The 21,604-nt window shown below is 58.3% G+C and carries 24 protein-coding genes and 3 pseudogenes; 16 read left to right on the top strand and 11 right to left on the bottom strand.

Annotated features, from left to right (window positions below):
* From ACNAZA_RS21985 to ACNAZA_RS21930, 12 genes and pseudogenes are all read left to right on the top strand, one after another.
* A partial coding sequence (locus tag ACNAZA_RS21985; protein ID WP_415798623.1) for a phage antirepressor KilAC domain-containing protein occupies window positions 1–595 on the top strand: 595 nt, incomplete at its 5' end.
* Window positions 592–923 (top strand): annotated as a pseudogene (locus ACNAZA_RS21980) (helix-turn-helix domain-containing protein); the annotation flags it as partial. The gene ACNAZA_RS21985 and the pseudogene ACNAZA_RS21980, both read left to right, overlap by 4 nt.
* 1 nt (window position 924) lies before the next feature.
* Window positions 925–1,425, top strand: a pseudogene (locus tag ACNAZA_RS21975) (helix-turn-helix domain-containing protein); the annotation flags it as partial.
* Window positions 1,418–3,544, top strand: a complete 2,127-nt coding sequence (locus tag ACNAZA_RS21970) for a PLxRFG domain-containing protein (RefSeq protein ID WP_415798622.1) — start codon at window positions 1,418–1,420, stop codon at window positions 3,542–3,544. The pseudogene ACNAZA_RS21975 and the gene ACNAZA_RS21970, both read left to right, overlap by 8 nt.
* A gap of 26 nt (window positions 3,545–3,570) precedes the next feature.
* The gene (locus ACNAZA_RS21965) at window positions 3,571–4,167 is read left to right on the top strand and encodes a hypothetical protein (protein ID WP_415798621.1); all 597 of its coding nucleotides are present in this window, start codon (window positions 3,571–3,573) and stop codon (window positions 4,165–4,167) included.
* Window positions 4,168–4,275: 108 nt separating this feature from the next.
* Window positions 4,276–4,806, top strand: a complete 531-nt coding sequence (locus ACNAZA_RS21960; protein WP_415798620.1) for a hypothetical protein — start codon at window positions 4,276–4,278, stop codon at window positions 4,804–4,806.
* A complete protein-coding gene (locus ACNAZA_RS21955) occupies window positions 4,803–6,011 on the top strand; it encodes a phage head spike fiber domain-containing protein (protein WP_415798619.1) in 1,209 nt (402 codons plus the stop codon). Before ACNAZA_RS21960 ends, ACNAZA_RS21955 begins: the two co-directional genes overlap by 4 nt.
* Window positions 6,008–6,295, top strand: a complete 288-nt coding sequence (locus tag ACNAZA_RS21950) for a hypothetical protein (protein ID WP_415798618.1) — start codon at window positions 6,008–6,010, stop codon at window positions 6,293–6,295. The genes ACNAZA_RS21955 and ACNAZA_RS21950 overlap by 4 nt, the downstream gene beginning before the upstream one ends.
* Before the next feature lie 55 nt (window positions 6,296–6,350).
* Complete coding sequence (locus ACNAZA_RS21945) at window positions 6,351–6,641, top strand: hypothetical protein (RefSeq protein WP_120967064.1); 291 nt, start codon at window positions 6,351–6,353, stop codon at window positions 6,639–6,641.
* Window positions 6,638–7,282, top strand: coding sequence for a glycoside hydrolase family protein (locus tag ACNAZA_RS21940; protein ID WP_415798617.1), 645 nt, complete (start codon window positions 6,638–6,640; stop codon window positions 7,280–7,282). The genes ACNAZA_RS21945 and ACNAZA_RS21940 overlap by 4 nt, the downstream gene beginning before the upstream one ends.
* A 152-nt stretch (window positions 7,283–7,434) precedes the next feature.
* A complete protein-coding gene (locus ACNAZA_RS21935; protein ID WP_415798616.1) occupies window positions 7,435–7,944 on the top strand; it encodes a hypothetical protein in 510 nt (169 codons plus the stop codon).
* Between the two features lie 385 nt (window positions 7,945–8,329).
* A complete protein-coding gene (locus ACNAZA_RS21930) occupies window positions 8,330–10,117 on the top strand; it encodes a methyl-accepting chemotaxis protein (RefSeq protein WP_415798615.1) in 1,788 nt (595 codons plus the stop codon).
* A 103-nt stretch (window positions 10,118–10,220) separates the two neighbouring features.
* Here the strand turns inward: ACNAZA_RS21930 and ACNAZA_RS21925 are convergent.
* Window positions 10,221–10,399 (bottom strand): annotated as a pseudogene (locus ACNAZA_RS21925) (thermonuclease family protein); the annotation flags it as partial.
* Window positions 10,400–10,879: 480 nt separating this feature from the next.
* On the opposite strand from ACNAZA_RS21925, the gene ACNAZA_RS21920 reads away from it, so the two are divergent.
* From ACNAZA_RS21920 to ACNAZA_RS21910, 3 genes are all read left to right on the top strand, one after another.
* Window positions 10,880–11,599 carry a signaling protein gene (locus ACNAZA_RS21920; protein ID WP_415798614.1) on the top strand — a complete coding sequence of 240 codons (720 nt, stop codon included), beginning with the start codon at window positions 10,880–10,882 and terminating at the stop codon, window positions 11,597–11,599.
* An 8-nt stretch (window positions 11,600–11,607) separates the two neighbouring features.
* Entirely contained in the window at window positions 11,608–13,470 is a 1,863-nt protein-coding gene (locus ACNAZA_RS21915; protein ID WP_415798613.1) for a PDZ domain-containing protein, read from the top strand.
* Window positions 13,471–14,035: 565 nt separating this feature from the next.
* Entirely contained in the window at window positions 14,036–15,139 is a 1,104-nt protein-coding gene (locus ACNAZA_RS21910) for a tyrosine-type recombinase/integrase (RefSeq protein WP_415798612.1), read from the top strand.
* Between the two features lie 237 nt (window positions 15,140–15,376).
* Here ACNAZA_RS21910 and ACNAZA_RS21905 read toward each other — a convergent pair whose 3' ends face one another.
* The 10 genes from ACNAZA_RS21905 to ACNAZA_RS21860 form a co-directional block, all read right to left on the bottom strand.
* A complete protein-coding gene (locus ACNAZA_RS21905; protein ID WP_415798611.1) occupies window positions 15,377–15,628 on the bottom strand; it encodes a hypothetical protein in 252 nt (83 codons plus the stop codon).
* A 67-nt stretch (window positions 15,629–15,695) separates the two neighbouring features.
* Entirely contained in the window at window positions 15,696–15,881 is a 186-nt protein-coding gene (locus ACNAZA_RS21900; protein WP_415797317.1) for a hypothetical protein, read from the bottom strand.
* Between the two features lie 145 nt (window positions 15,882–16,026).
* Window positions 16,027–16,407, bottom strand: coding sequence for a hypothetical protein (locus ACNAZA_RS21895; RefSeq protein ID WP_415798610.1), 381 nt, complete (start codon window positions 16,405–16,407; stop codon window positions 16,027–16,029).
* Window positions 16,397–16,756, bottom strand: coding sequence for a hypothetical protein (locus ACNAZA_RS21890; protein WP_415798609.1), 360 nt, complete (start codon window positions 16,754–16,756; stop codon window positions 16,397–16,399). The genes ACNAZA_RS21895 and ACNAZA_RS21890 overlap by 11 nt, the downstream gene beginning before the upstream one ends.
* A complete protein-coding gene (locus ACNAZA_RS21885; RefSeq protein WP_415798608.1) occupies window positions 16,756–17,622 on the bottom strand; it encodes a hypothetical protein in 867 nt (288 codons plus the stop codon). The genes ACNAZA_RS21890 and ACNAZA_RS21885 overlap by 1 nt, the downstream gene beginning before the upstream one ends.
* Window positions 17,623–17,687: 65 nt before the next feature.
* The gene (locus ACNAZA_RS21880) at window positions 17,688–18,227 is read right to left on the bottom strand and encodes a hypothetical protein (protein ID WP_415798607.1); all 540 of its coding nucleotides are present in this window, start codon (window positions 18,225–18,227) and stop codon (window positions 17,688–17,690) included.
* Between the two features lie 128 nt (window positions 18,228–18,355).
* Complete coding sequence (locus ACNAZA_RS21875; protein ID WP_415798606.1) at window positions 18,356–18,598, bottom strand: hypothetical protein; 243 nt, start codon at window positions 18,596–18,598, stop codon at window positions 18,356–18,358.
* A 700-nt stretch (window positions 18,599–19,298) separates the two neighbouring features.
* On the bottom strand, window positions 19,299–20,258 hold the full coding sequence (locus ACNAZA_RS21870) for a recombination-associated protein RdgC (protein ID WP_415798605.1): 960 nt from the start codon (window positions 20,256–20,258) through the stop codon (window positions 19,299–19,301).
* 62 nt (window positions 20,259–20,320) lie between these two features.
* Entirely contained in the window at window positions 20,321–20,596 is a 276-nt protein-coding gene (locus tag ACNAZA_RS21865; RefSeq protein ID WP_415798604.1) for a hypothetical protein, read from the bottom strand.
* A 99-nt stretch (window positions 20,597–20,695) separates the two neighbouring features.
* Window positions 20,696–20,896: a hypothetical protein gene (locus tag ACNAZA_RS21860; RefSeq protein ID WP_415798603.1), complete on the bottom strand. Its 201-nt coding sequence runs from the start codon at window positions 20,894–20,896 to the stop codon at window positions 20,696–20,698.
* Window positions 20,897–21,068: 172 nt separating this feature from the next.
* Between ACNAZA_RS21860 and ACNAZA_RS21855 the strand changes: the two genes are divergently transcribed.
* A complete protein-coding gene (locus ACNAZA_RS21855; protein ID WP_415798602.1) occupies window positions 21,069–21,329 on the top strand; it encodes a hypothetical protein in 261 nt (86 codons plus the stop codon).
* The last annotated feature ends 275 nt before the right edge of the window (window positions 21,330–21,604 follow it).

The following is a 21,604-nucleotide window of genomic DNA, read 5'->3' as shown; positions in this document are numbered from 1 at the left end:
TGAGCTCGGACTTGATCCCCTGAAATTTCAGGGCATCTATCTGGACGGCATGAACCGCCAGCAGACAGAGTTTCATCTGCCCCGTGAGCTGACAGACACGCTCTTGACCGGCTACAGCGCCACGCTGCGCCTGGCTGTTGTGCGCCGCTGGCATGAGCTGGAGGCCCAGCAGGCCCCCAAGCTGCCCCAGACCATGGCCCAGGCTTTGCGCCTGGCTGCAGAGCAGGCGGAGCAGATCGAAGCTCAACAGGAGCAGCTGGCGCTGGCCGCGCCCAAGGTGGACTACGTGGACCGTTACGTGGCAGCCAATGGCGCCCTTGGCTTTCGCCAGGTAGCGAAGCTGCTGAAGGCCAAGGAGCCGGAATTTCGCGCTTTCTTGGAGGACTGCAAGATTCTCTACCGCTTGGCCGGCGTGCTGACCCCGTACCAGAACCACATTGAGGCTGGCCGCTTTGCCATCAAGACCGGCGTGAGCCAGGTCAACGAGCATGCCTTTGCACATGCGCGCTTCACACCCAAGGGCGTGGAGTGGATTGCCGGCCTGTGGGGCAAGCACAAGGCAGCGCTGGCGCTGGATGGCGGGGTGCAGGCATGAGCACGATCATCATGGCCGCATGCTGGCCTTTGCAAGGCATGAGCGCATCGCAGAAGGCGGTGCTTATCTCTCTGGCGGATCAGGCGAACGACGACGGCGTGTGCTGGCCTGCGGTTGGGACCATTGCAGCTCGCACCTGCCTTTCAGAGCGCGCGGTGCGCGATGCCTTGGCTTGGCTGCAGACGGCTGGCGCCGTGTTCCGCGAGTACCGCCACAACACCAGCACCAGCTACACCGTCAGCCCCAAGCGCTTTGACCCGAGCAAGGCACCAGCAGAGAGCAAGCGCACCTCAAAGCGTAAATCGGCTGTGGCGGCAAATGCCGCCCCNCCAGAGGGGCAAATGCCGCCCCCAAATCATCAGTTGAACCGTCACTTAACCGCCAATGAACCATCCCCGCCTGCTTCGCCGTCGGGCCGCGAGGGTGATGGCGATTCTGGAAACACCCCAGAAACCGCACTGCAGGAAGCTTGCCGCGCTACCTGGTCGGCATACAGCCTGGCCTACGAACAGCGCTACGGCGTCAAGCCCGTTCGCAATGCACCGGTGAACGCCAACGTGAAAGCGCTGGTCAAGCGGCTCGGCCACGAAGAGGCTCCGTGGGTGGCAGCGTGGTACGTGACGAACGTGAACGAGGCTTTCGTGGTGAAGAACTCACATGGTGTGGGCGTGCTGGTCAACCAGGCCGAGAGCTACCGCACCCAGTGGGCGCGTGGCCATGCGGTGACAACGACTGCAGCGCAAGCGGCAGACAAGAGCAGCGCCAACTTTGACGCCATCGAAGAGGCCAAACGTCTGGCGAAGCAGCGGCGGGAGGGCGGCAATGCTTAACGAGCACGATACCGACTGGCTGCTGGAGGAACTGGGCGCGACCATGGAGCTGTCGGGCCAGCAGATCCGTCCTGCCGCGCTGACGCTGCTGGCCGACGACCTGGGCCACATCGACAAGCCTTTGCTGCGCATGGCGCTGGCTCGCATTCGTGCCGAGCACCGTGGCTCCATCCTCACGGGCACTGTGCTGCAGTACGTGGACCATGCCATGGGGCGCTTGTTGCCGTCCGAGGCCTATGCGCTGGCACTTTCGAGCGCCAACGACCACGCCACCATCGTGTGGACGAACGAAATTGCGGAATCGTGGGCGATTGCTGCGCCGCTGCTGGGCGCCGGTGACAAGTTCGGCGCGCGCCAGGCCTTCATCGAGGCTTATGCCCGCGTCACCGGTGAAGCCCGTGCTCTGCGCCGGTTGCCCCAGGTGCAAGTGAGCCTGGGCCATGACGCCGAGGGCCGCACCCGGGCGCTGCAGGAGGCCATTGCCGCAGGCCGCTTGCCCGGTGGCCTAGATGCCTTACCTGACGATGTGCGCCAGCAGCTGCAGTTGCCTGCACCGCGCTCAGCACTTGCGCTACCAGCTCCCGAATCTGTAGCAAGTCCCACCCAGCGCGCCACCTTGGAAAAGCTGGCCCTGCTGCGCGAGGAGATTGCCGGCCGCACTGGCCGCCGCACGCGCGCCCAGGTTTTGGCCCGCGCCGACCGCATGGTGCTCAACCGAGCCAAGCGCCGTACTGCCCAGGCCGTGCAGACCTATACCCAACTGGCCCGAGCGCTCAAGGACATGGGGACCAAGGGGTTCAAGTACGAGGGCGATCTGGCCAAGGCCTTGGCGTCTGCCGAAGCCGACGGCGTGGTCAGCCCCCAGGAAATCCACCAGCTGATGGCCCAGGCCCGCGGCGCCGGCATGCTGCGCTCGGGCGATGGCACCAAGGCCGGGAACCTGCGCGCCAATGTCGCCAACAAGTGGGAGCAGGGCAAGGTGCTGTGGGGCCAACCCTTCGCCCTGGCCGAGCAGTTCAACCGCCGCAGCACCTTCATCGCGGCCTATCGCACGGCCAGGGAGCAGGGTATGGCCGATCCGGCCGGCTTTGCGCGCAATGCCGTGATCGAAACCCAGTTCCAATACAGCAAGGCCAACAAGCCGCGCTGGGCACGGGGCGCGGTGGGCGGGACTCTGTTTACCTTCAAAACCTATAGCGTCAGCTATCTGGAGCTGATGCAGCGCTTGTGGACCCAGGGCGGCCCAGAAGGCAAGCGCGCTGTGGGCTGGGCCCTGGCCATGCTGCTGCTGATGAGCGGCGCCGGCGGCGTGCCCTTCATGGAGGATGCCGAGGATTTGATCGATGGCGCGGGCCAGCTCATGGGCTACAACATCAGTTCCAAGCAATGGCGCAAGCAGCTGATGGCCGATGTGGTGGGCAAGGAGCTGGCCGATTTCATGGAGCAGGGTATCTCGGGCCTGCCGGGCGCGCCAGTCGATGTGTCCGGGCGCCTGGGCATGGGCAACCTGATTCCCGGTACCGGCCTGTTCCTGAACAAGCCCAACCGTGAGCGCGACCTGATGGAAATCGTGGGCCCTGCTGGCGACTTGGTGAGCCGCGGCTTTACTGGTGCGCGCAAACTGCTGGGTGGCGACGTGGCCGGCGCGGCGCTGGAAATCTCACCCACGGCCGTGCGCAACCTGGCCAAGGGCGCGGACATGGCGGTCACCGGCATGTACCGCGACACCAAGGGCTACAAGGTGATCGACACAACCCTGGCCGAAGCCGCTGCCAAGGCGATTGGCTTTCAGCCCAAGCCTGTGGCTGAGGTGCAGGAAGCCAATAGCTTCATGCAGCGCTCCAAGTCCTTCTATGTCCAGACCAGCAGCGACATCAAGGCGCAATGGGCAGACGCGCTATTCCGAAAGGATGAGGCGGCCGTACAGCGGGTGCGCGAGCGCCTGGCCGACTGGAACCGCGACAACCCAGAGCAGCCCATCGTGGTGAAGATGCCGGACGTGTGGAAGCGGGTTCGGGAAATGAACAAGGACCGCACCCAGCGTATTGCCGAAACTGCGCCCAAGGCGTTGCGCGAGCAGATGCGAAACAATTCAGAATTAAGATCGGCAACTACTTGAAAAAAGATTTTCCTTTGGAGGGGAAGATGTTTACGACAGAATATATTAAAAATTTATTTGTGAAGAGTCCCATATCTTGGAAGGCATGTAGATTCACATTTGTGTTCGTTTTTTGTTTGTCTGGGATTTTGATTTCATTTGCTGCTTTTAATTTATTTGGAAATGCAGCCAAAGTTATTCTTGGCGAAAACATGGCTCCTTTAACAATTGAGTTAATTGGGAGTGCAATTGCAATACTACTGGTTGCAAGGGCGGTTTTAATGGGGCCGTCAGGGGTTCCTAAGAGTGAGACAATAATAAATATGGCGAATGCCGCATTATCGTTTCAAGCCGCGTTATTTGCAGTTAAGTTGGGGTGCTTTGGTTTTATTGGTTTTTTTAAATATATCGGAGTGAATAGTCACTATCTCGATGATCTTGGGAGTTATAGGTTTATTTCAGATGTGGTAGTAGAGTTTTTTATATTTATATACGCTTATATGGTATTTGTTGTTCTGACAGTGGATGAAAATACCGCGCCGATGTTCAAGTCGGTATTTTTTGCTTTTGGATATGGGCTGATTTGCTATTTTTTACTTTATTGTTTGATCGGTCGATCAGTAATAAGATTGTGCTGCATTTAATTTCAAAAAATTTTCAGATAAGCATCTCAATGAAACTGTTAGTCTCTTTTTGAAGTAGCACCCCTCTAGGGTTCGACTCAAAGGCATGGCCGGGCAAAACTCCTGGCCATGTCTGCTTCTCGCCCCACCTTCGGCTTGCCCTTTCTGGGCATCAATAACCGATTCCCCGATGCACGCCTGGAACGCTCCCGCAATCTGGGCGGTGGCATGTGGGTGCGCGATGCGGTCAATGTGGATCTGACCGCTAAGGGGACGTTTCGCGGCCGTCAGGGCTATGGCCTTGCCATGGGGTTGGCTCATGCGCGCAGTCTCGCGCCGGTTGTGTGGGGGGGCGAGGCGATGGCGGTCTGTGCTTCAGGCACAAATCTGCTATTGATTCGAGAGCTTGATGCGCAATTGCAGCATCAAGTCCTGCGTAATGACGTGCGAGCCGATCGCTCTTTGAGCGTCGCGGCATCCGATGGTTGGGCGGTTGTCACGGATGGACATACCAACTGGTGGCTGGATGCATCTGGCGCGCGGCTGCTGGGTAGCCAGCCGGGTGACATATGGAGTGAGTACGTGAGCAACACACAAACAATTCGCAAATTCCACGGTTTCGATGGCGTGGTGCGCAGCTACACGGAGACATGGGCATGAGCGCATTGCCTGACTTCCCGAACATTCGTCCGCAGCTGCTAATGGATTTTGCCAACAGCCGCCGGACACACCCGCTGCTCACCTGCACGCGGGCCAGTGCTGCTACGTGCTTTGGGCCCGACGGTAAGCTGAGGACTGTAGGTAGCAATATCCCGCGTATTGACTATGACCCGGTTACGGGAAAGTGTCTTGGATTGCTGATTGAGGAAGCCCGTGCCAATCTTTTGCTTAACTCGGTATTTGCAGGTGCCGTATCAGGTACACCGGGTACAGCACCAACAAACTATGGATTCGGAGTAGGAAACGGAAGCACCACTGTTATAGCTGGCGGTCTAGTTACAACACTTAGATTGTCAGCAACGGCTGCACGCCATTTTCTAGCGTACAACAACGTCGCTGTTGCAGTTGGTCAGTATACGTTTTCTATTCCGTGTAATGTGTTCACAGCAGCCGCTATGAGTGCAAGTATCGGGAGGATAGATGGAACGGCTGTTTCTACAGTTAAGTATTTCATCGACGGAGTTGAAGTTGCAGCAAATACATCAAATGGTTTGGGCAGAAAAAAACTCTCTATATTAATTGATGTTACGACGGCAGGCACAATTAACTTGCGTTTTGGTGTGGGAGTTTCTACTGGAGTAACAGCTGATATAGAGATAGGAACACCCCAGTTTGAGTTGGGTTCGTTTGCTACGTCTCCAATTCTCACAACCACTGCAACGGCAACACGAGCCGCCGACAATGTCAACCTGGACATTACGCTTCCAACTGTTGGGGCCGTTACGTCTGCCGTTTTAGGACTACCCAGTGGTAGCACAAATAATGCATACGTCTGGAGTGCAATAAATCCAGCAGATATCAACGCCGATCATGCGTACTTCTATTTTTCTGGGGCAGCCAATACTACAAACTGGTGGGTGAACAAGGCAAATGTCGGACAGTCGGGAAGGAGCATCGCAGGTCGCATGCCGAATTCTGGATTTGCGTATTCCGATGTGGCAAAAACAGCGGCAATTGCTTCCGGTTCCCTAATCAGCATTGATACAACGGCCAGGGCCAAAGACTTTCCGTCAAATTTGACGAGACTCTATTTGGGAAGAAGTCACTCTGCCGCCAATACCGGGTATCTCAACGGCTGCATTTCTCGCCTTGCCATATACGGTGGCGCTATAACCCATGCACAACTTCAAAGGCTCACAGCATGACTACGTTTCTCCGTTTTACTGACGAAGAGGTTGCGCGCTTTGCCTTTGAGGTTCACCTAGGCGAGAGCGGTGAATGGCCCAGCTACATCGACACGACTGCCGTGGATGTTCTGGGTACAATCCAGCGCCCCACGGGCGAACTGCTCGATACGGATGACGGCCCTGTTCCGGTCATGGCTCCGATCCCCGGCTTTCACGTCAATCTTTCTTCACCTCTGGCTGAATTTGCGCTTTATGCAATCGATGCACCTGCAAACCCAGAACGGATATTTGCCGGCACATAAGCAGCCACCCCTCTAGGGTTCGACCAAAGAGCCCGGCCCCGGAAAACTTCGGGGTATGAAAAAAGCTCTCGCATCAATGCTGGCGCTGCTGGGCATCCACCAGCATCTGAGTGCCGAGCAAAAACAGGACATTGCCAGCGCGGCATATCACGCCACGCCTGGGGCGGTTACCGCCGGCGGATTCCGGCTCGCGGGTCTGCCGCTCAGTGACTGGCTGGTGCTGGCCTCCATCGCTTTTGTGGCATTGCAAGCTTCTTACCTGATCTGGAAGTGGCGCCGCGACTACTTGCGCGCTCAGAACCGCCAGCAACTGCGTGAACGCGCCCAGCAAAGGGGGCGTCCATGAGTGGCAAAGTCCCCCGTTTCCTCGCCGGCCGCCTAGCCGCGCTGGTCTTGACGCTGGGCGCCGGCGGTGGTGCCTACCTGGCTGCTGACCAGGCCGCCATCGAGCAAGGTCTGGCTGACCGGTACGTGCAGGCCGTGGCCGCCGATCCCGACACCAGCCAGGGCGTGAAGGTGGCCATGGTGCTGGGCCACTTCTATGAATCCAGCGGCAAACATATCGGCACCCCTTACATCGACAAGCTGGGCAAAGGCGCGCCCCTTACCGTGTGCAACGGCATCACCGGTGCCGGCGTGATCGCTGGCAAGCGGTACAGCCCGGGCGAGTGTTATCAGCTGGAAAAGGGACGGTATCTGCAATCAGAGCGCACGGCCGAGCGCCTGCTTGCGTACTGGGCCAGCTACGACGCATTTGCCCAGGGCACGTTCATCGACTTCCTGCACAACAAAGGCGCAGTGAGCTTTTCGACCAGCACCATGCGCCGCAAGGCCAATGCCGGTGATCTGCAGGGCGCCTGCCGCGAGAACCCGCGCTGGAACAAAGGCACGGTCAAGGGCGTATCGACCGTGCTGCCGGGCCTGCAACTGCGCGGCAACTCCAACGACGAGATTTGCCGCGAGTGGCGCATGGGTGGGCAGGGCTGATGTTCCTTCTCTTGGCCTTCATTGCTTGCCTGATGGGCGCGCCGTATTGGGCTGCTCTCTGGTTGTTCGTTCACTTCATTGCGAAATAGGAGCTCTATGAACCCGCTTGCCTTTTACATGCTTTACGACCCCTGGTTTTGGTGGACGCTGACATGGGGCGACTGACGGTTTACGCCGGCCTGCTGGCTGCCGCCCTGGCCTGGTACTTCCAGGCCGCGCGCCTGGGGGCGGATCTGGCCGACGAGCGACTGCAGGCCAGCCAGTACCGCGAGCAGAGTGCAGATGAGCGCATCGCCGCCGGCCGCCGCCTGCTGGCCGTGGAACGCATGGTCAACGACAAATACCAAGGAGCTCTGAATGCCGCCCTCCAGAAGCAAACCGCTTTGCAGGCTGCTGCTGATCGCGCTCGCAGCGAGCGTGACGGCTTGCGCAAGCAACTGTCCGATGCCGAGCAGCGACTTGCTGACGCTTCCCCCGCCGCCCTCATCGAGTACGCCTCAACCCTCAACCGCGTATTCGGACAGTGCAGCCAGCGATACACAGAGCTGGCAATCCGAGCTGATGGCCACGCAGCTGATGCAGCAACCTGCCGCGCCGCGTGGCCAGTGATTCCCCATGCCAAGGAGAAATTTCAACTGGGCGAGCGCATCGACAACTTCTAAGCCATACGGGCTGCACCGGTGTTTTGTAGGAATAATCCTTCATATATGTAGGAGAAAGGTTTTAAATATTTGTCACAGTTAGAAATAATTGGACGCAAACTAGGATGCGACATGTCGGCACTTATCATGACGATCGCATTGGTTTTGAGCGACTGTCGATGGATGCAAGTGGCAAAAAAGCAGGTCCATCGCATCCTGTCACCGGCGGAAGTGTGGGCTTCACCTTGCGGTCAATAGGACGCGGGTTTGCTTTCTATCCGTGTTGCAACTGATAGACGCATTCGTAATGCGCAGTGATTGCGCCCTATGGATCCAGATTTGGTTTTTATCCGCTGGATGGCGGAACTACAAACAATTCAACAGAAATAGAAGAGGGGTGGGCAAGATGAAAAGTATCAAAATTTCGACCCGCATTTTGGGTGCCTTCGGCATTTTGGTCGTGCTGCTGCTGGCTGTGGTAGCGACTGCCTTGCTGCAGCTCAAAGCCATGCGGGGCAATGTCGAGACCATTACGGACAATGCCTTGCCCAGCGTGGAAATCATCAACACCATGAGTGCGGAAGTGGAGCGAGCACGGCTGTTGGAGTTGCGCCATGTGAGCAGCACCGACCCAGCGATCTGGTCAGATATAGAGAGGCAATTTACTCAGTTACAGCAACGGCTGGCTGAAGACAAAAAGGTCTATGAGCCCCTGCTCATCTCGCAGGAGGAGCGCGGTCATTACAACCAGTTCATTCACGAACGGGAGCTCTATGTGGACGTGAATAAGCAGTTGTTTGCTCTGTCGCGAGCTGGCGAACAGGACAAGGCCAGGGAGCTTTTGGCGGGGGCGTCGCTCAAGCTCTATAACGAGTCGTCGGCCACGCTGCACAAACTGATCAAGTACAACAGCGATATGGCCAAGCATGAGAGCAGTGCTTCAGTCGTGGTGTACGAGCGCGCTGTGATGCTACTAATCGCGGCGGCACTGGTGACCGTGCTGGTGGCTGTTGTGGCCGGTTTGCTGCTGGTGCGCTCCATTCGGGTACCGCTGGATCAGGCTGTCAAGGCGGCTGACCGCGTGGCCAACGGTGACCTGAGCGGCATGATCCATGTCGAGCGTCACGATGAAACCGGGCAATTGCTCAATGCGCTGGAGCGCATGCAGACCAGCTTGGTGCAGACCGTGTGCAGCGTGCGTCAGAACGCCGAAGGTGTGGCCTCGGCCAGCGCGCAGATTGCCTCAGGCAATGCCGACCTCTCCAGCCGCACAGAAGAGCAAGCCTCTGCACTGGAGCAGACTGCGGCTTCCATGGAGCAACTGGGATCCACCGTTCGCCAGAATGCAGACAATGCGCGGGCCGCCAATCAGCTGGCGGTCAATGCCTCGAAGGTGGCGGCCGAAGGTGGCACCGTAGTGGCCCAGGTGGTGGACACCATGAAGGGTATCAACAACAGCAGTCACCAGATCGCCGACATCATTTCCGTCATCGACTCCATCGCTTTTCAGACCAATATCCTGGCTTTGAATGCAGCCGTGGAAGCGGCTCGCGCGGGCGAGCAAGGCCGTGGCTTTGCCGTGGTCGCTGGTGAGGTGCGCACGCTGGCCCAGCGCAGTGCGGAAGCGGCCAAGGAAATCAAGGGCTTGATCACTACCAGTGTGGAGCGAGTGGAGCAGGGCACGCAACTGGTGGATAAGGCCGGCACCACCATGGCTGAAATCGTCTCGGCAATTCGCCGCGTGACGGACATCATGGGCGAGATCAGCGCTGCCAGCAGCGAGCAAAGCCAGGGTGTAGCGCAGGTGGGTGAAGCCGTGACGCAAATGGATCAGACTACTCAGCAAAATGCGGCCCTGGTGGAGGAAAGCGCCGCTGCCGCCGGAGCCTTGCGCAAGCAGGCGCAAGATCTGGTGCAGGCCGTTGCGGTGTTTCAGCTGCCCGCCAGCACCATGCATGACAACGCGCCGGTCGCTGCCCCGCGCCATCAGGCGCCGGCGCTGGTTGCTAATTCCTCTGTGAGCGGCGCGCGCGCTCTACCTCGGGCCGCACCGCGAGCCAGTGTCCACAAGCAGGCTGCAGCGGTTGTTGCCAGGGCTTCGGCTGCGCCTGTTTTACCGGCTCGCTCTGGTGTGGATGCGGCGGCGCGCAAAACTCCCAAGCCGGTGGAGGACGATGAATGGGAGACTTTTTAATGGCCTTCGCTGACAGGCGATAAACTCCCAAAGGCTGCAGCGATGCAGCCTTCTTTCATGCACTGCTTCCAAAGTCAAGGCTGAGGGCTAACACTACCGCTCATGTCAGTTCGGCCAGTGCTTGCCGAGCCGCTCTCCGAAGGGCTGTTTTCGCTCAGGAGCATCGATGCCTTGCAACCTTACTTTGACCTGTTCGTACTGTCCAGGTTGGCCACATCGGGCGGTCAGGGTGTCGCCATCTGATATGCCAACGAGGAGGCAAAGAAGGGTGGTTGCGAGCATGTGTCAGTTTATGACAGTGCCGCCAGTTTCATAAGCAACTTCAAAACGCAATAAAGCCCGTTCGGCAGCCGTCGAGGCTGGGTTTTCCTTTAATTAGTTTGGGTGAAGATTTGAAGAGTAAGGGCGGCTAAAAATAGGCTATATGCGACCTCTATTGCTGTTAGTTGTCCATGGCAGTGGACCCAAGCGGGCAACCTCGCTTGAGGAGTTGCATTGGCGTCTCGGAATGCATAACAAAGGGATCAATTCCGCCACAGGGGGACGCTGGATGAGACCGAGCGCCGAAAGGCGCAAAGCTCAGCTAACTTTCAACGCGACTCGTCGAATCTATCGACGAGCTTGCTCCAGCAGCGCGCCAATGTTGAAGCTGCTTCACGTGGCAGCTCTGTAGCAGTAGGCAGAGCAAGAACTGAACGTAATGCACGATACGCTGCGGTCGAACGCTTGTCTGTTCAATCAAAATATTTGCCAGAAGTCGATATGCCCCATTCCTTCATTTTCCGGCTGTTGAAACTGTCGGCCGTGGTACTAATGGGCGGTTGCGCCGCGGCGCAGTACTATACCGGCGCCTACGATGACTCGGACGAGAGCGGGATCGCCAGGATGCAGCAGTACTACCGGGGCCTCGACTGCGACAGCCTGCAGAATTCATTGAACTCAATGCAGAAAAACACTGCTAACGAATCGGCCGGCCAGTCCTATGGCCGCCGGATCAACGTCACCGCGAATCAGCGGGTGCAGGTGGAGAAGAACTGTGCGGCCGCTAGGCCGGTCGCCGCAGTGGAAGCTAAACCGGCGATGCCACCCGTTCCGACCGCCAAGTCGAGCGCTGCCATGGTGGCAGGCCCGCTCAACCTTCAGCGGCTTGGAGTGAAGGTCGATACGGTACCTCAGGCGCTGGCCGTTGCCATGCAGTTGCCGACGGGGCGTGGTGTCCTAGTTGTGTCGCTTCAAAAGGGGCTTCCGGCAGACCGCGCCGGCCTGAAGCCGGCCGAGGTGGTGGTGGAGGCTTCCGGCCAGGTGCTGGAGTCGCCTGCCCAGTTCGACGCGATCATTAAGCGCATGCGCGCCGGCTATCCCTTGCCGCTGATCGTCCGGGGAGAAATGGGCGAGCGCGAAGTAACGGTGCCGCTGGCCCGAACCGGACCAGTCGCCTCGCCTGCACCCAAGGCGGTGACCCCGGCATCGGCCGCGAAGTGAGGTTTGCCATGCAACGGAAATCGCCGTCGATCTCTTTCTGCCAGACCCTGGCGGCGCTGGCCATGCTGGGCCTGGCTGCTTCTGCGCAGGCTCAGGTCAAGAAAGGTTTCGGCTTCTGCTATGTGCAAGATCTAACGAAATTCAAGACCTATGCCTCGCCGGTTTTCCCGGTGTCGTGGAAGCCAGGCGACGAACTTCCTCGGTCGGAAGCCTTGGCGACTGAGTTCCTGGCCGTGGTCACCGCCGTCGGCGGCACCGGCCAGAAGGCTTGCTACCCGCCGAACGAGTCCAAGGCAGTAACCGATTCCCAGCGGGCGGAAGTGAAGCGACTGGGAACAAGTACCTTTCTCCAGAAGTGGCAGGACCTCGCTTTCACCCCCAAGCCATGGGATCCCGAACAGCCTCCCCCTTCCGGCAACCAGACTCGCTATTTCTTCTGCTCGGTCGGTGACCCTGACTTACGCAAGGGCGCCGCCACCAGTGTCTTTCCGGTTGAGGTTCCGGCGGCCAATCCGTCCGCCGCCTTCGCCCTGGCCGAGCTCTACACAGAGGAATTCACCCGCGATGTGCTCCCGGGCCTGCGACTGTCGGCGGTCTATCCGAGCTGTCTTCCGTTCGACTCGATGGCCGAGGCGCAGCACGCACGCGCAGTGCACAAGGGAGTATTCGACGGCTTCACCCTAACCTTCGTCGATCTGAGCTGGCGGCCGACTGCGCGTTTGCCCGATGCCGCTTCGGCTGGGCCGGTACAGCGCATATCGACCAAGTCCGTGCCGGCTTCCGCCGCCGGAAAGCAGGGTCCGAGCGCCGCCGCCGCACCGATTTTCGCCGATGGTCTGGGCGCCACTTTCGATGCACCGACGCCTTCATTATCGGAAGCCCTGCAACTGGGGCAACGCAAGGGTGCGATGGTGGTGAATGTCATTCCGGGTGGAGCTGCTGCGGCTGCTGGCTTGAAACCGTTGGACGTCATTCTGGAGTTCGCCGGGCAGGCGGTGTCGGGACCGGCCGAATTGCAAGCCATCGTCGCTAGCACACGGGCAGGTTACCGCGCCCCGCTTCAGGTATGGCGCAAACAGGCATTGCTGAACATCTCGATCACCTTGTCGGCAAGCGTGCAGTTGCCTGTACCTGTGGCTATGTCGGCATCGACTCTGTCCAGCCCGGCGCGCCCGCTACCGCGCGGGCTGATTGGTGTGGAAATCACGAAGCTGACTCCCGCGCTGCAGCAGGCGCTGAACACCGCTTCGACCGATGGAGTCATGGTAACGAGCACCATGCCCGGCAAAGCAGCTGAGGAGTCGGGTATGCGTAGCGGAGACGTCATCCTGCAGGCACTCGACCAGCCGGTGCGCGGCTTGAACGATCTGGCCATCATTCTCGGGCAGGTACCTGACGGCCAGACTGTCATGCTGCGTATTCTGCGGGGCGGCCGCACCCTGGACCTTCCAGTCGGCCCGATCCGCAGCGATACTCCAGCGCTACCGGCCGGGCGTACCTATGCCTTCGCTGCTAAGATCGTGCCGCTGCCTATCGTCAAGCGTTTTTGCTATATGCAAGTGCAAACGACACAGGACTTCTTCGACAAGGGTGTGCGGTCAAACGTCTTCGAGCTGGATGCGGACGAAAGCGAGAAAACTGCCTTGCGTGTGATGACCGCCTTTATCGCCCGAGCTAACGAGGCGGAACAGGCTCGGTGGGACAGCCCTGCACGGATCTACTGCGAAGCTTCCAACTGCAGCGGCATGAGTACTCAGCGTCATCACATGATGACCTCGTTCTGCTCGGCCGACCGGCAACAGGCGGACGAAACGCTGATTGCTTCCGAACGCGGAAAGTTATTGCCGCGTATCGAATTCAATCCGAAGTAGTCGGTCGGGTCACTGGCCCAGGTCTTTCCGATGTCCAGCCGCCGGGCCGAGCGGCCTTGGCTGACCAGATTCAGTCCCAGTTCGTGTGCTGCTCCGGATGGCAGGTTCCTTGCTAAGCGACGAACTGGCATATTCGGCCAATTGTTATCGGACAAAATTTGTCTGCGGCTGACCGCTTCAGGACGGCAGTGAAACTGCGCTCAGCACTCAAAAAGGCGCAGGGTGCTGATGAAGGGGCAAGTAGGACAGCAGCTTTCACCGGTCCGTCTTGGAGCAACGCAGTTCGGATGAGGTGGTCAGGACATCAGAAAAACAGGATAAAAAAAAGCCTGCGTAAGCAGGCTTTTTTGTTTCCACATTTAGGTGGCTTCTGTTGAGGTTTGTTTGAGGCCGCTTTTTAGCAGCGCCCAATTTCCGCCCAATTTTCGCCTGAAACCCTTGTGGGTGTTAGTATTTTGGTGCCGGAGAGATGAATCGAGCACCTGTTCAAGATTGTGCAATAGATGCATAAATATGAATAAAAACAATGGCTTGCGGTGTATGAAAATTTGGTAAAGTACAGTTATTGCATGATTTTGAACAGAAGTTCTACCCATTTCTACCCACTTTTACCCATTTTTTGCTCATGTCCACGCCCCAAAAAACACCATCCGGAAGCTGGCGAATTCAAGTCTTCTATCGGGGGGTAAGGGATGCCGCAACCTTCCCGACGCAACGAGAAGCGCGCCAATGGGCTGACGCACGGCGCACTGAATTGAGGGCAGCAGCGGAGGGCGGAAAGGCGGCAACCAAGCTACTGGGTGAGAGCTTCACCTTGAACGATGCCATGAAGAAATATGGGGAAGAGGTGTCTCCAGAGAAGCGCGGAGCGCGCTGGGAACTGCTACGCATTGAGGCCATCACGACAAAGCACCCGCACTGGCCGGGCAAGCGACGAATGGCTGAACTGGACGCACAAGACTTGATTCAGTGGCGCGATGCGCGCTTGAAGTTGGTATCCAAGGGCACGGTGTTGCGCGAAATTGCGATGGTGAGTCATGTGCTCGATACCGCCCGCCAGGATTGGGGCTGGATAAGCAGCAACCCAATGGCTGACGTGCGCAGACCGAAAACGCCAGATCATCGTGAGCGTGTTATCTCGGGGCCGGAGATTCGCGCCATGCTTCGGCAATTGGGATGGACACGATGCAAGCGAGCTGCAACTACAAAGAATGCTGTGGCCTATTGCTTTATTGCCGCGTTGCAGACCGGGATGCGCGCAAGCGAAATTGCAAATTTAGAGTGGGATGACGTGCGAGATTCGTTCTGCATATTGCATGCAGGCCGCACAAAGACGGGTAAGGGCCGCCAGGTTCCCTTGACCCATGCCGCACGCAGAAACATCGAAATGATGCGTGGGTTTCATGATGAGTTGGTGTTTGGGATCGAGGCTGCCTCCCTTGATGCGCTGTTTCGGCGCCACCGCTCAAAAGCTTCGCTGGAGGGCTTCACGTTTCACGACACCCGGCACACAGCGGCAACCCGGATGGCCCAGGTGCTGCATGTGCTGGATCTGTGCAAGGCCTTCGGTTGGACTGATACGAAGCGCGCACTAACGTATTACAACCCCACCGGTTCTGATATCGCCGCACGCCTCAACGCAGGACGTTCCGGGACTCCCATTCAATGATTTCAGAGAGCAGCCATTTCCCATCTTTTCCAGGGCGGGGCATGGTTCTGTCTTGCGCAAGGCGCTGATTCAAGGAGTTGCGGTGAATTCCAAGACGCAGGGACAGTTGGGCGCGAGTTAGGCGTGAACCTTGCTGAATGCACAACGTTTGGACTGCGCTGGTCAGGATGGCAATCTGACCTTTCAGAGCGAGGATGGCTGAGTTCTCTATAGATGCAGTCATAGTGCTTTCAAAAGTTAAGCCCCGATGAACGGGGCTTTGGTTTGTTCTGGGACGGCGAAGAAGGCGTAGCCCGCTTCCGTCGGTCGGTGGTCAATGCCGGCCAGCATTCCGGCGCGGTGTAGCGCCTGGACGGTGCTGTGGGTTTTGTGGGATGTGCTGTTTCGGGTGAGGCTTGTTTCCAGCGGGCGGCCATGGATTGCGTTGTGCAGCATGGTGCGCTGGGCCGGGGATAGCTTGGGGCGTGTTGTGCTGGCGCTGAAAGCCATGGCGGCTCCAAAAAGCAGAACCCCGCTCAGTGGCGGGGTTCGTGGTGTGTCAGGATGGCGTGATCGTCTACGCGGCTTTGCTTCTTCCGCGATAGTTGAGATCAGAGGCCGAGTAATTTTCGCGCTTGCGCCAGTCCATCTGTATCGGGCCTGCGTGATTTGGCGGATAGGTAATACGTTCCTTTTCGCGATTGAGCTCCCACTGCTTTGCGTCCACGGTATGGTGAACGGTGGATTCCTTGATTTTGGTCATGAGGGGAACACTGCCTTCCGTCAAGTTTCTGTACCTATGTACGACAGTACAGGGGTAAGCGGCGAGAGCCTAGTGAATTCGTGCGCGTGCAGCCAGACTGGCGTTATTTCGTTGAAATAGCGAATAGTTAGGGCTTGCAATTTCACTACTGCGCTCCTTCCTTGGCTTGGTACATGAACACAGGGAAGCCATCAGGCCGCGACAGGTAGCTCAGCTCGATGCCGCGTGGCTTGCATTGCCACTCCACCATGCTTGCGTGCAGGTACTTGCCCATGAGATTGCGCCAGTCGCCGGGGATCAGCGCATTGACGCCATCGCTCGAAAGCTGAATTCCGCCCTGGCTCTTGATGACGGCTGCCAGCATGTCCATGTAGACGTCGCTGCTAGCAAGCGCGGCTTGAGCGCATTCGGGTGGCGTGCAGCCGGGGAAGGGCCATTCTTGATAGCGCGCCATGTCCAATACAGGCGCAGGCGGCACTTGGATGGTGCGTGCGAGACTTGCTGCTGAAAACAGGTCAGTTTGCATGCTCACCCCCTTGCGCTGCCTGGGCGGCGCGCTGTGCCGCTAACTCCGCCTCCAGCGCCTCTATGCGCTCGGCCTGCTTCTTGTATTGCTGGTAGGCGTGCCAACTCCCGCCCTTGCGCACGCTGTCACGGATGGCTGCAACGTCATCTGGTGTCAGCGTGGTAAGTGTCTGCTCTGGGTAGATCAGGAACTTTCCGTTATCCCAGTCAAAGCCTGCCTGCACGCTGCTGACGGCCACGCTGGGGGTGCTTCCAACGCTGCCTTGGCTTTGCACCACAATGCGCGCCTCCAGATAGGGGGTGCGCGAAGATTGCCCAAGGATTCGCTCTGTGATTTCTTGTGCGAACATCACTCCCCCTTTGCTGCCGCGATAGCGATTGCTGCGCGAACGTCCGTGCGGAAGTCGCCGCAAACGGATGCGGTTGGCGGAATCTCGATAACGAGTACCGATGTTTTCGGATCGCCCCAATGGAAGTCGGCGGCGAGATACTGGCCAGACAGCCATTCGATGAGTGCCGCGTCGTCCGCATCCCGCGCGTCTGCCTGCGCCTGGGGTGCAAAACTGGCGATGGCTCGGCATGCTGGCTCCAGCAAGTCTGTAACCAGCGCATCGCCTTGCCACTCGTTACCACCGCATGCGGTGTTGATTGCCGTGATCAGCCTGGCGGGCACTGACTGCGCGGGAAGTCCGGTAGCAGTAGCCAGCAGGGCGCGCACTGAGCCTTCTGAGTAGAGATTGCGAATAGGCCACTTGCCAGATTCGACGGTTGCTTGCTTGTGCCGAGCATCAACAAAGCCATGCCATTTGCCGTCATTGCCTTGAAACTCCATGGCGTCAGGCTCAGGCAGCACTAGCGCGGCTGCTGGCGCTGTCTGCACAGGGGCTGCGCGCTGGGCGCGGTCGGCGTCAACGTAGGCGCGCATCTGGTCTGCGGAATAAAGGCTTGTTCCGCCTGCGGGTGCGGGATCGCCAAAATCTACCTCCAGGCGGCCATTCATGAAGTCCACAACATCGGCGGTAGAAGATGGCAGATGCGGGTATTCCGTAGGCTCCTGAATCTGGTGCAGGCAGGGCGCGCCGATGGTGGCCAGCAGTTCACGCTTGCGCTGCTCGGTCAGGTCGCGGGCTGCCTGGGTGTTCTCAGGCGCCACACCCCCCTCAATGAACGCTGCTGATGCCAACGCATCAATGGCCAGGGTGATCTTGTCTTGCATATTGGCTCCCAGAATGAGAAAAGCCCGCGGCGGCGGGCTGGTGGGGTGATCAAACTTGCGCCTAACTACCATTGGGCAAAGTCTTCGGGCTTGTCGTTCAGCGACAGCATCCCTGGCAATTCATCTGCAAATAAGCTGCGGGCCTGGATAGACACGGGATAGTCCTCGGCATCCATCAAGTCCTCGACGGGCGCGGCCTGAAACGCAGCGGAAAATCGCGCCATCCAATCCAGGGCCTCGGGCGCGCTGGTGGCCGTGTATCGGCGCGATCCGTCCACACGTACAAGCCATACCTTGACCTTCTCAGCCTCCGCCAGCTTTTCTAGACGCTCAGTGGCAGCTCCCACGCAGTAGCGCAACTGATCCCGGTCCATGTCGGCCAGGAAGTCTGGGGTGGATTGCTTTTTGGGTATAGGGGCCAGCTGATAGCCGATCCAGGCATAGTCGCACTGCTCATTGCGATAGTGGGGGCCGTTGCGGTCTTTCTTCACCAGCTCCGCGATTTCCTCGGTGGTGCCGTCTAGGCCCACATGGCGCTTGGCGTGGCGCGCATATGCGGTTTCAAAGTCCTCGCGTAGCTTTTTCAGTTCTTCCCAGGTAAGCATAGGGCTCCAGAAAGAAAAAAGCCCGCTGAATAGCGGGCTGGTTTATCTTTGAATTCAGTTCGGTAGTATCAGCGGTTATCGCTTTTCGGACTTCAGTTTCCGTTTTCTTCGATGACTAGCTGGTAGCTTCAGAAGGCACCATATCGGTAAGCAAAGTAAGCCGCGGCCATAGTGCCAACGACAACGAGTGTGATCATTGTGTTGTGCATTGCCTGCCTTGGCTTATAAAACTCACTTGGATCATACTTTTTTCGTATCGGTAGCTTTTTGTCCAACTCGGGTACTGAAGGAACTACTTTTATCCATGGGAAAAATATGTACTTCAGGTTTGCCCAGAAGCCGTGAACTTTGCGTAGAGAAAGTTCATACATAAAAACTCCTTACGTCATTCAATCCGGATATACATCCCAACCATGCTCTGCCTCCAACTGATTAGTATTGAAAGTTTGCGCTGACCTTTGGTTTGGATCGTCGAAGTCCACATCGCTATTATTCATAGGCATATTCGGCGTCCGTACATAGTCATCGTGAGAAATCGAGTGACTGTTGATGTCTGATTGCAGCGATTGGTGCGCTGGAATAGTGAGATCTGACTGATCTTCGCTTTGCATTAAAACCTCCGGTCTTGTCGGCTGAGATTTCCTCAGAAACCCGCTTCGCTTTGATGTGAGGCGAGGAGTCTCTAAGGGTTTCGTTAAGGCCTGATCAAGCGCAGGAAGCTCTATCGGGTAGCTAGATGGCGACATCAATTCGTGGGAATTTTTTTGTCCCACTTACTCTGTCTCTATCAAGTCTGGGGAGCTTGAAGACTAGAAAATCAAAGACGCATAGTCGATGTGAAAGATTCAGGTTTCAGATCTAGACAGGCTGCTGAGATGACCTATTTACGTCTTATCACGGTACGCCTATTTCTTGGGGGAAACCGTTTTGACGCAAATATTTACGTCGATTTGTATGTCTGGTTTGCTGGCTGGCTTTGGCTCTATGAGGGTGGCGACTGCACTGGTGTCATTAGGCATGTTGGTGCTCAAGTTCGGCAGTAAGAGCAATCGGTGTAGGGCATAGTGATCCTCAAAACGGTTGCTCGTTGGGGCCGGTGGTGCTGGCGCTGGCAGCCAGCGAGGCGGGCAGGTCGCCCAGGCCGGCGCGGCCCTCGCCGCCCAGTGCATCGATCAGATCAGGAATGAGGCGCGACAGCTCGCCGGTGGCAATGGCCACATCGGTATCAAAGCCGGAATCGTCCTGGTTGGCACCGTTCATGACTCCATCCAGCAGCACGATGTTCTTGATTTGCAGGCCCTCGGTCAGCACAAAGCTCACCCGGTCGTCCCAGGTCATGGCCAGCTTGGTCGGCAGTTTCCCGTGCTCAATGTGCTGGCGGACTTCATCAATATCCAGCGGGTGACGGGCGTAGCGCACCACGGCCTTGGATTCGTCGGCCGCCTTCAGCTCTGTTTCGCGGTCGGCGGTGAAGCCGGCGGGCGGCTCCTGCGTCATCAGCCAGTGGGCCATGGCCGCCTGCGGGCTGGTTTGCGTGTCCAGCAGGGCCAGGCTAAAGCCGGCCAGGCCTTCGACCAGCAGCGTGACAACCTCATCGGCACGGCCCTGGGCGCTGGTATCGAGCACCAGGGTGCGCGCCTGCGGGTCGATCCAGACCCACATGCTGCCCTGCTTGGTGAAAGCCATGGGCAGCAGATCCAGCTTTGCTTCGTCCTTGAGGTCGCGCTTTTCCTTCTTTCCCGGCTTGCGGCCCTCGGTAGCTTCGATGTGCGCGGCCTTTTCGTTGACCCGACGATTGAGAACGCTGGCCGGCAGCACCTTCGCCTCTGTCATGAAGCGCATCACCCATTGACCGGCCACGGATTCGACCAGAGGGCCGTGCTGCTCGCCGCGCGGTGGCACCCAGCCCACGGAGCGTTCCTGTGTCGCGCCGCACTCGGCAAAGACTGTCTTTTGCAGGGCATCTTCCAGTGCCTGCAGGTCGCCTTGCCAGCTCTCGGCAATGCGGTAAATGATCATGCTCTTGAACATTGAAGCTCCAGAAATGCGAAACCCGCTTGTCAGCGGGCGGGTAAAGGGGGAAAGGGCGCGGCTCAGTGTTTGCTGAGGGTTTGCTCGTTTTTGCAGAGAGCTGATAGCGCATGCAGGTGCAGGACCAGGGCGCTGCAGAGCAGCGGAAAGTCGGCTGCGTCGATGTGAATGGCGCCGCGAGCCTTGCGGGGCTCGATGCCAAGATCAATCAGATTGCCGCCATCGACATGCAGCAAGGCCAGGGTGGCGTTGATTTCGCCCAGTTTCATGGTTTGGCCGCTTGCGATGTGGGCCTTGAATTCGTCCTCGGACAACTCGGAGAGTTTTGTGCGGCTCATGGGTGGTCGAGGTTCAAAGCGGTGCGCCGCTGATGATCAGGGCGCACGCGAGGGAGAGGGCCGCTATGCCAGAGGCAACCAGCAGATTGAATAGGGTGGTCATGGGAGTTCTCGCAGGCATTCGTGGGTAGAGGCGTTTATCCAGAAGGCCGAGTGGCCTGGAGGGCAGACGCCGGCTGGAACGGCCTTGGCAAGCACGGGCGCCGGTGCGGGATGCGGTTTGGCATCTGTATTGGCCGCGATGGCGCCCACGGCGATGGTGATCAGGGCTCCGATGAGCCAGGCGCTGGATTTCTGCATGGAGACTCCTGGGAAACAAAAAAGCCCGCGTGGGTGCGGGCTGAGAGGGGTGAATAAAGAGCCGGTGCCCTTTCGGGGCATGCCTGGGGAAGAAGGGTTGGAGGGAGGAGACAGAGAAGTCACCCCAGGCCCGGCTGGAAACTAGAATGGGTCAACACACTGGAGGTGCTTCATGACCCAGGAAGAAACAGGCGCATTCACTGCGCTGTCGATGATCTTGACGGCAGTTGTCAAGGCACTGCCACCCGAGACTGCGCATCAGGTGGCGAGAGAACTGCGTGCGGCACAGCTGGATGCCAAGCATCAGGACGGGCCTGATAGAACAGAGCCGGAATTCAGGCTTGGCCGCGATCACTTGGTGAATGTGTATCGCGAGCTTCTCAAGAACGTGGCTGAGGGCAACGTTTACCTTGTAGGCGGTGGGAAGAAGTAAATCTGACCAGCCATCTGGTGTGACCACTTTCGCCATCAGCGCGGAAGCCGCGCCGAAGACCTCAATTACCGCCTGCTCAGGCTGATTCCTGTGCAGACGTACCCGCTAGAGTGGTCACGCCGGATGGCTGCCGCTTACGCCGGCAAGTCGTGATGGTGGCCGGCTGTTGCTATTCTTCTTCGGGCTTCCAGCCTTTCACCTCATAGGCGAAGGCTGTCCACTTCGCTTTTTGCTCCTCCGACATCTCGCGCCATGGCTGAGCCTCATCCGCCTCA

Source organism: Comamonas aquatilis (assembly GCF_965139575.1).
GTDB classification, from domain to species: domain Bacteria; phylum Pseudomonadota; class Gammaproteobacteria; order Burkholderiales; family Burkholderiaceae_C; genus Comamonas; species Comamonas aquatilis.
The sequence above is the reverse complement of the archived record's forward strand: the minus strand, read 5'-3'. Positions and strand labels throughout refer to the sequence as shown.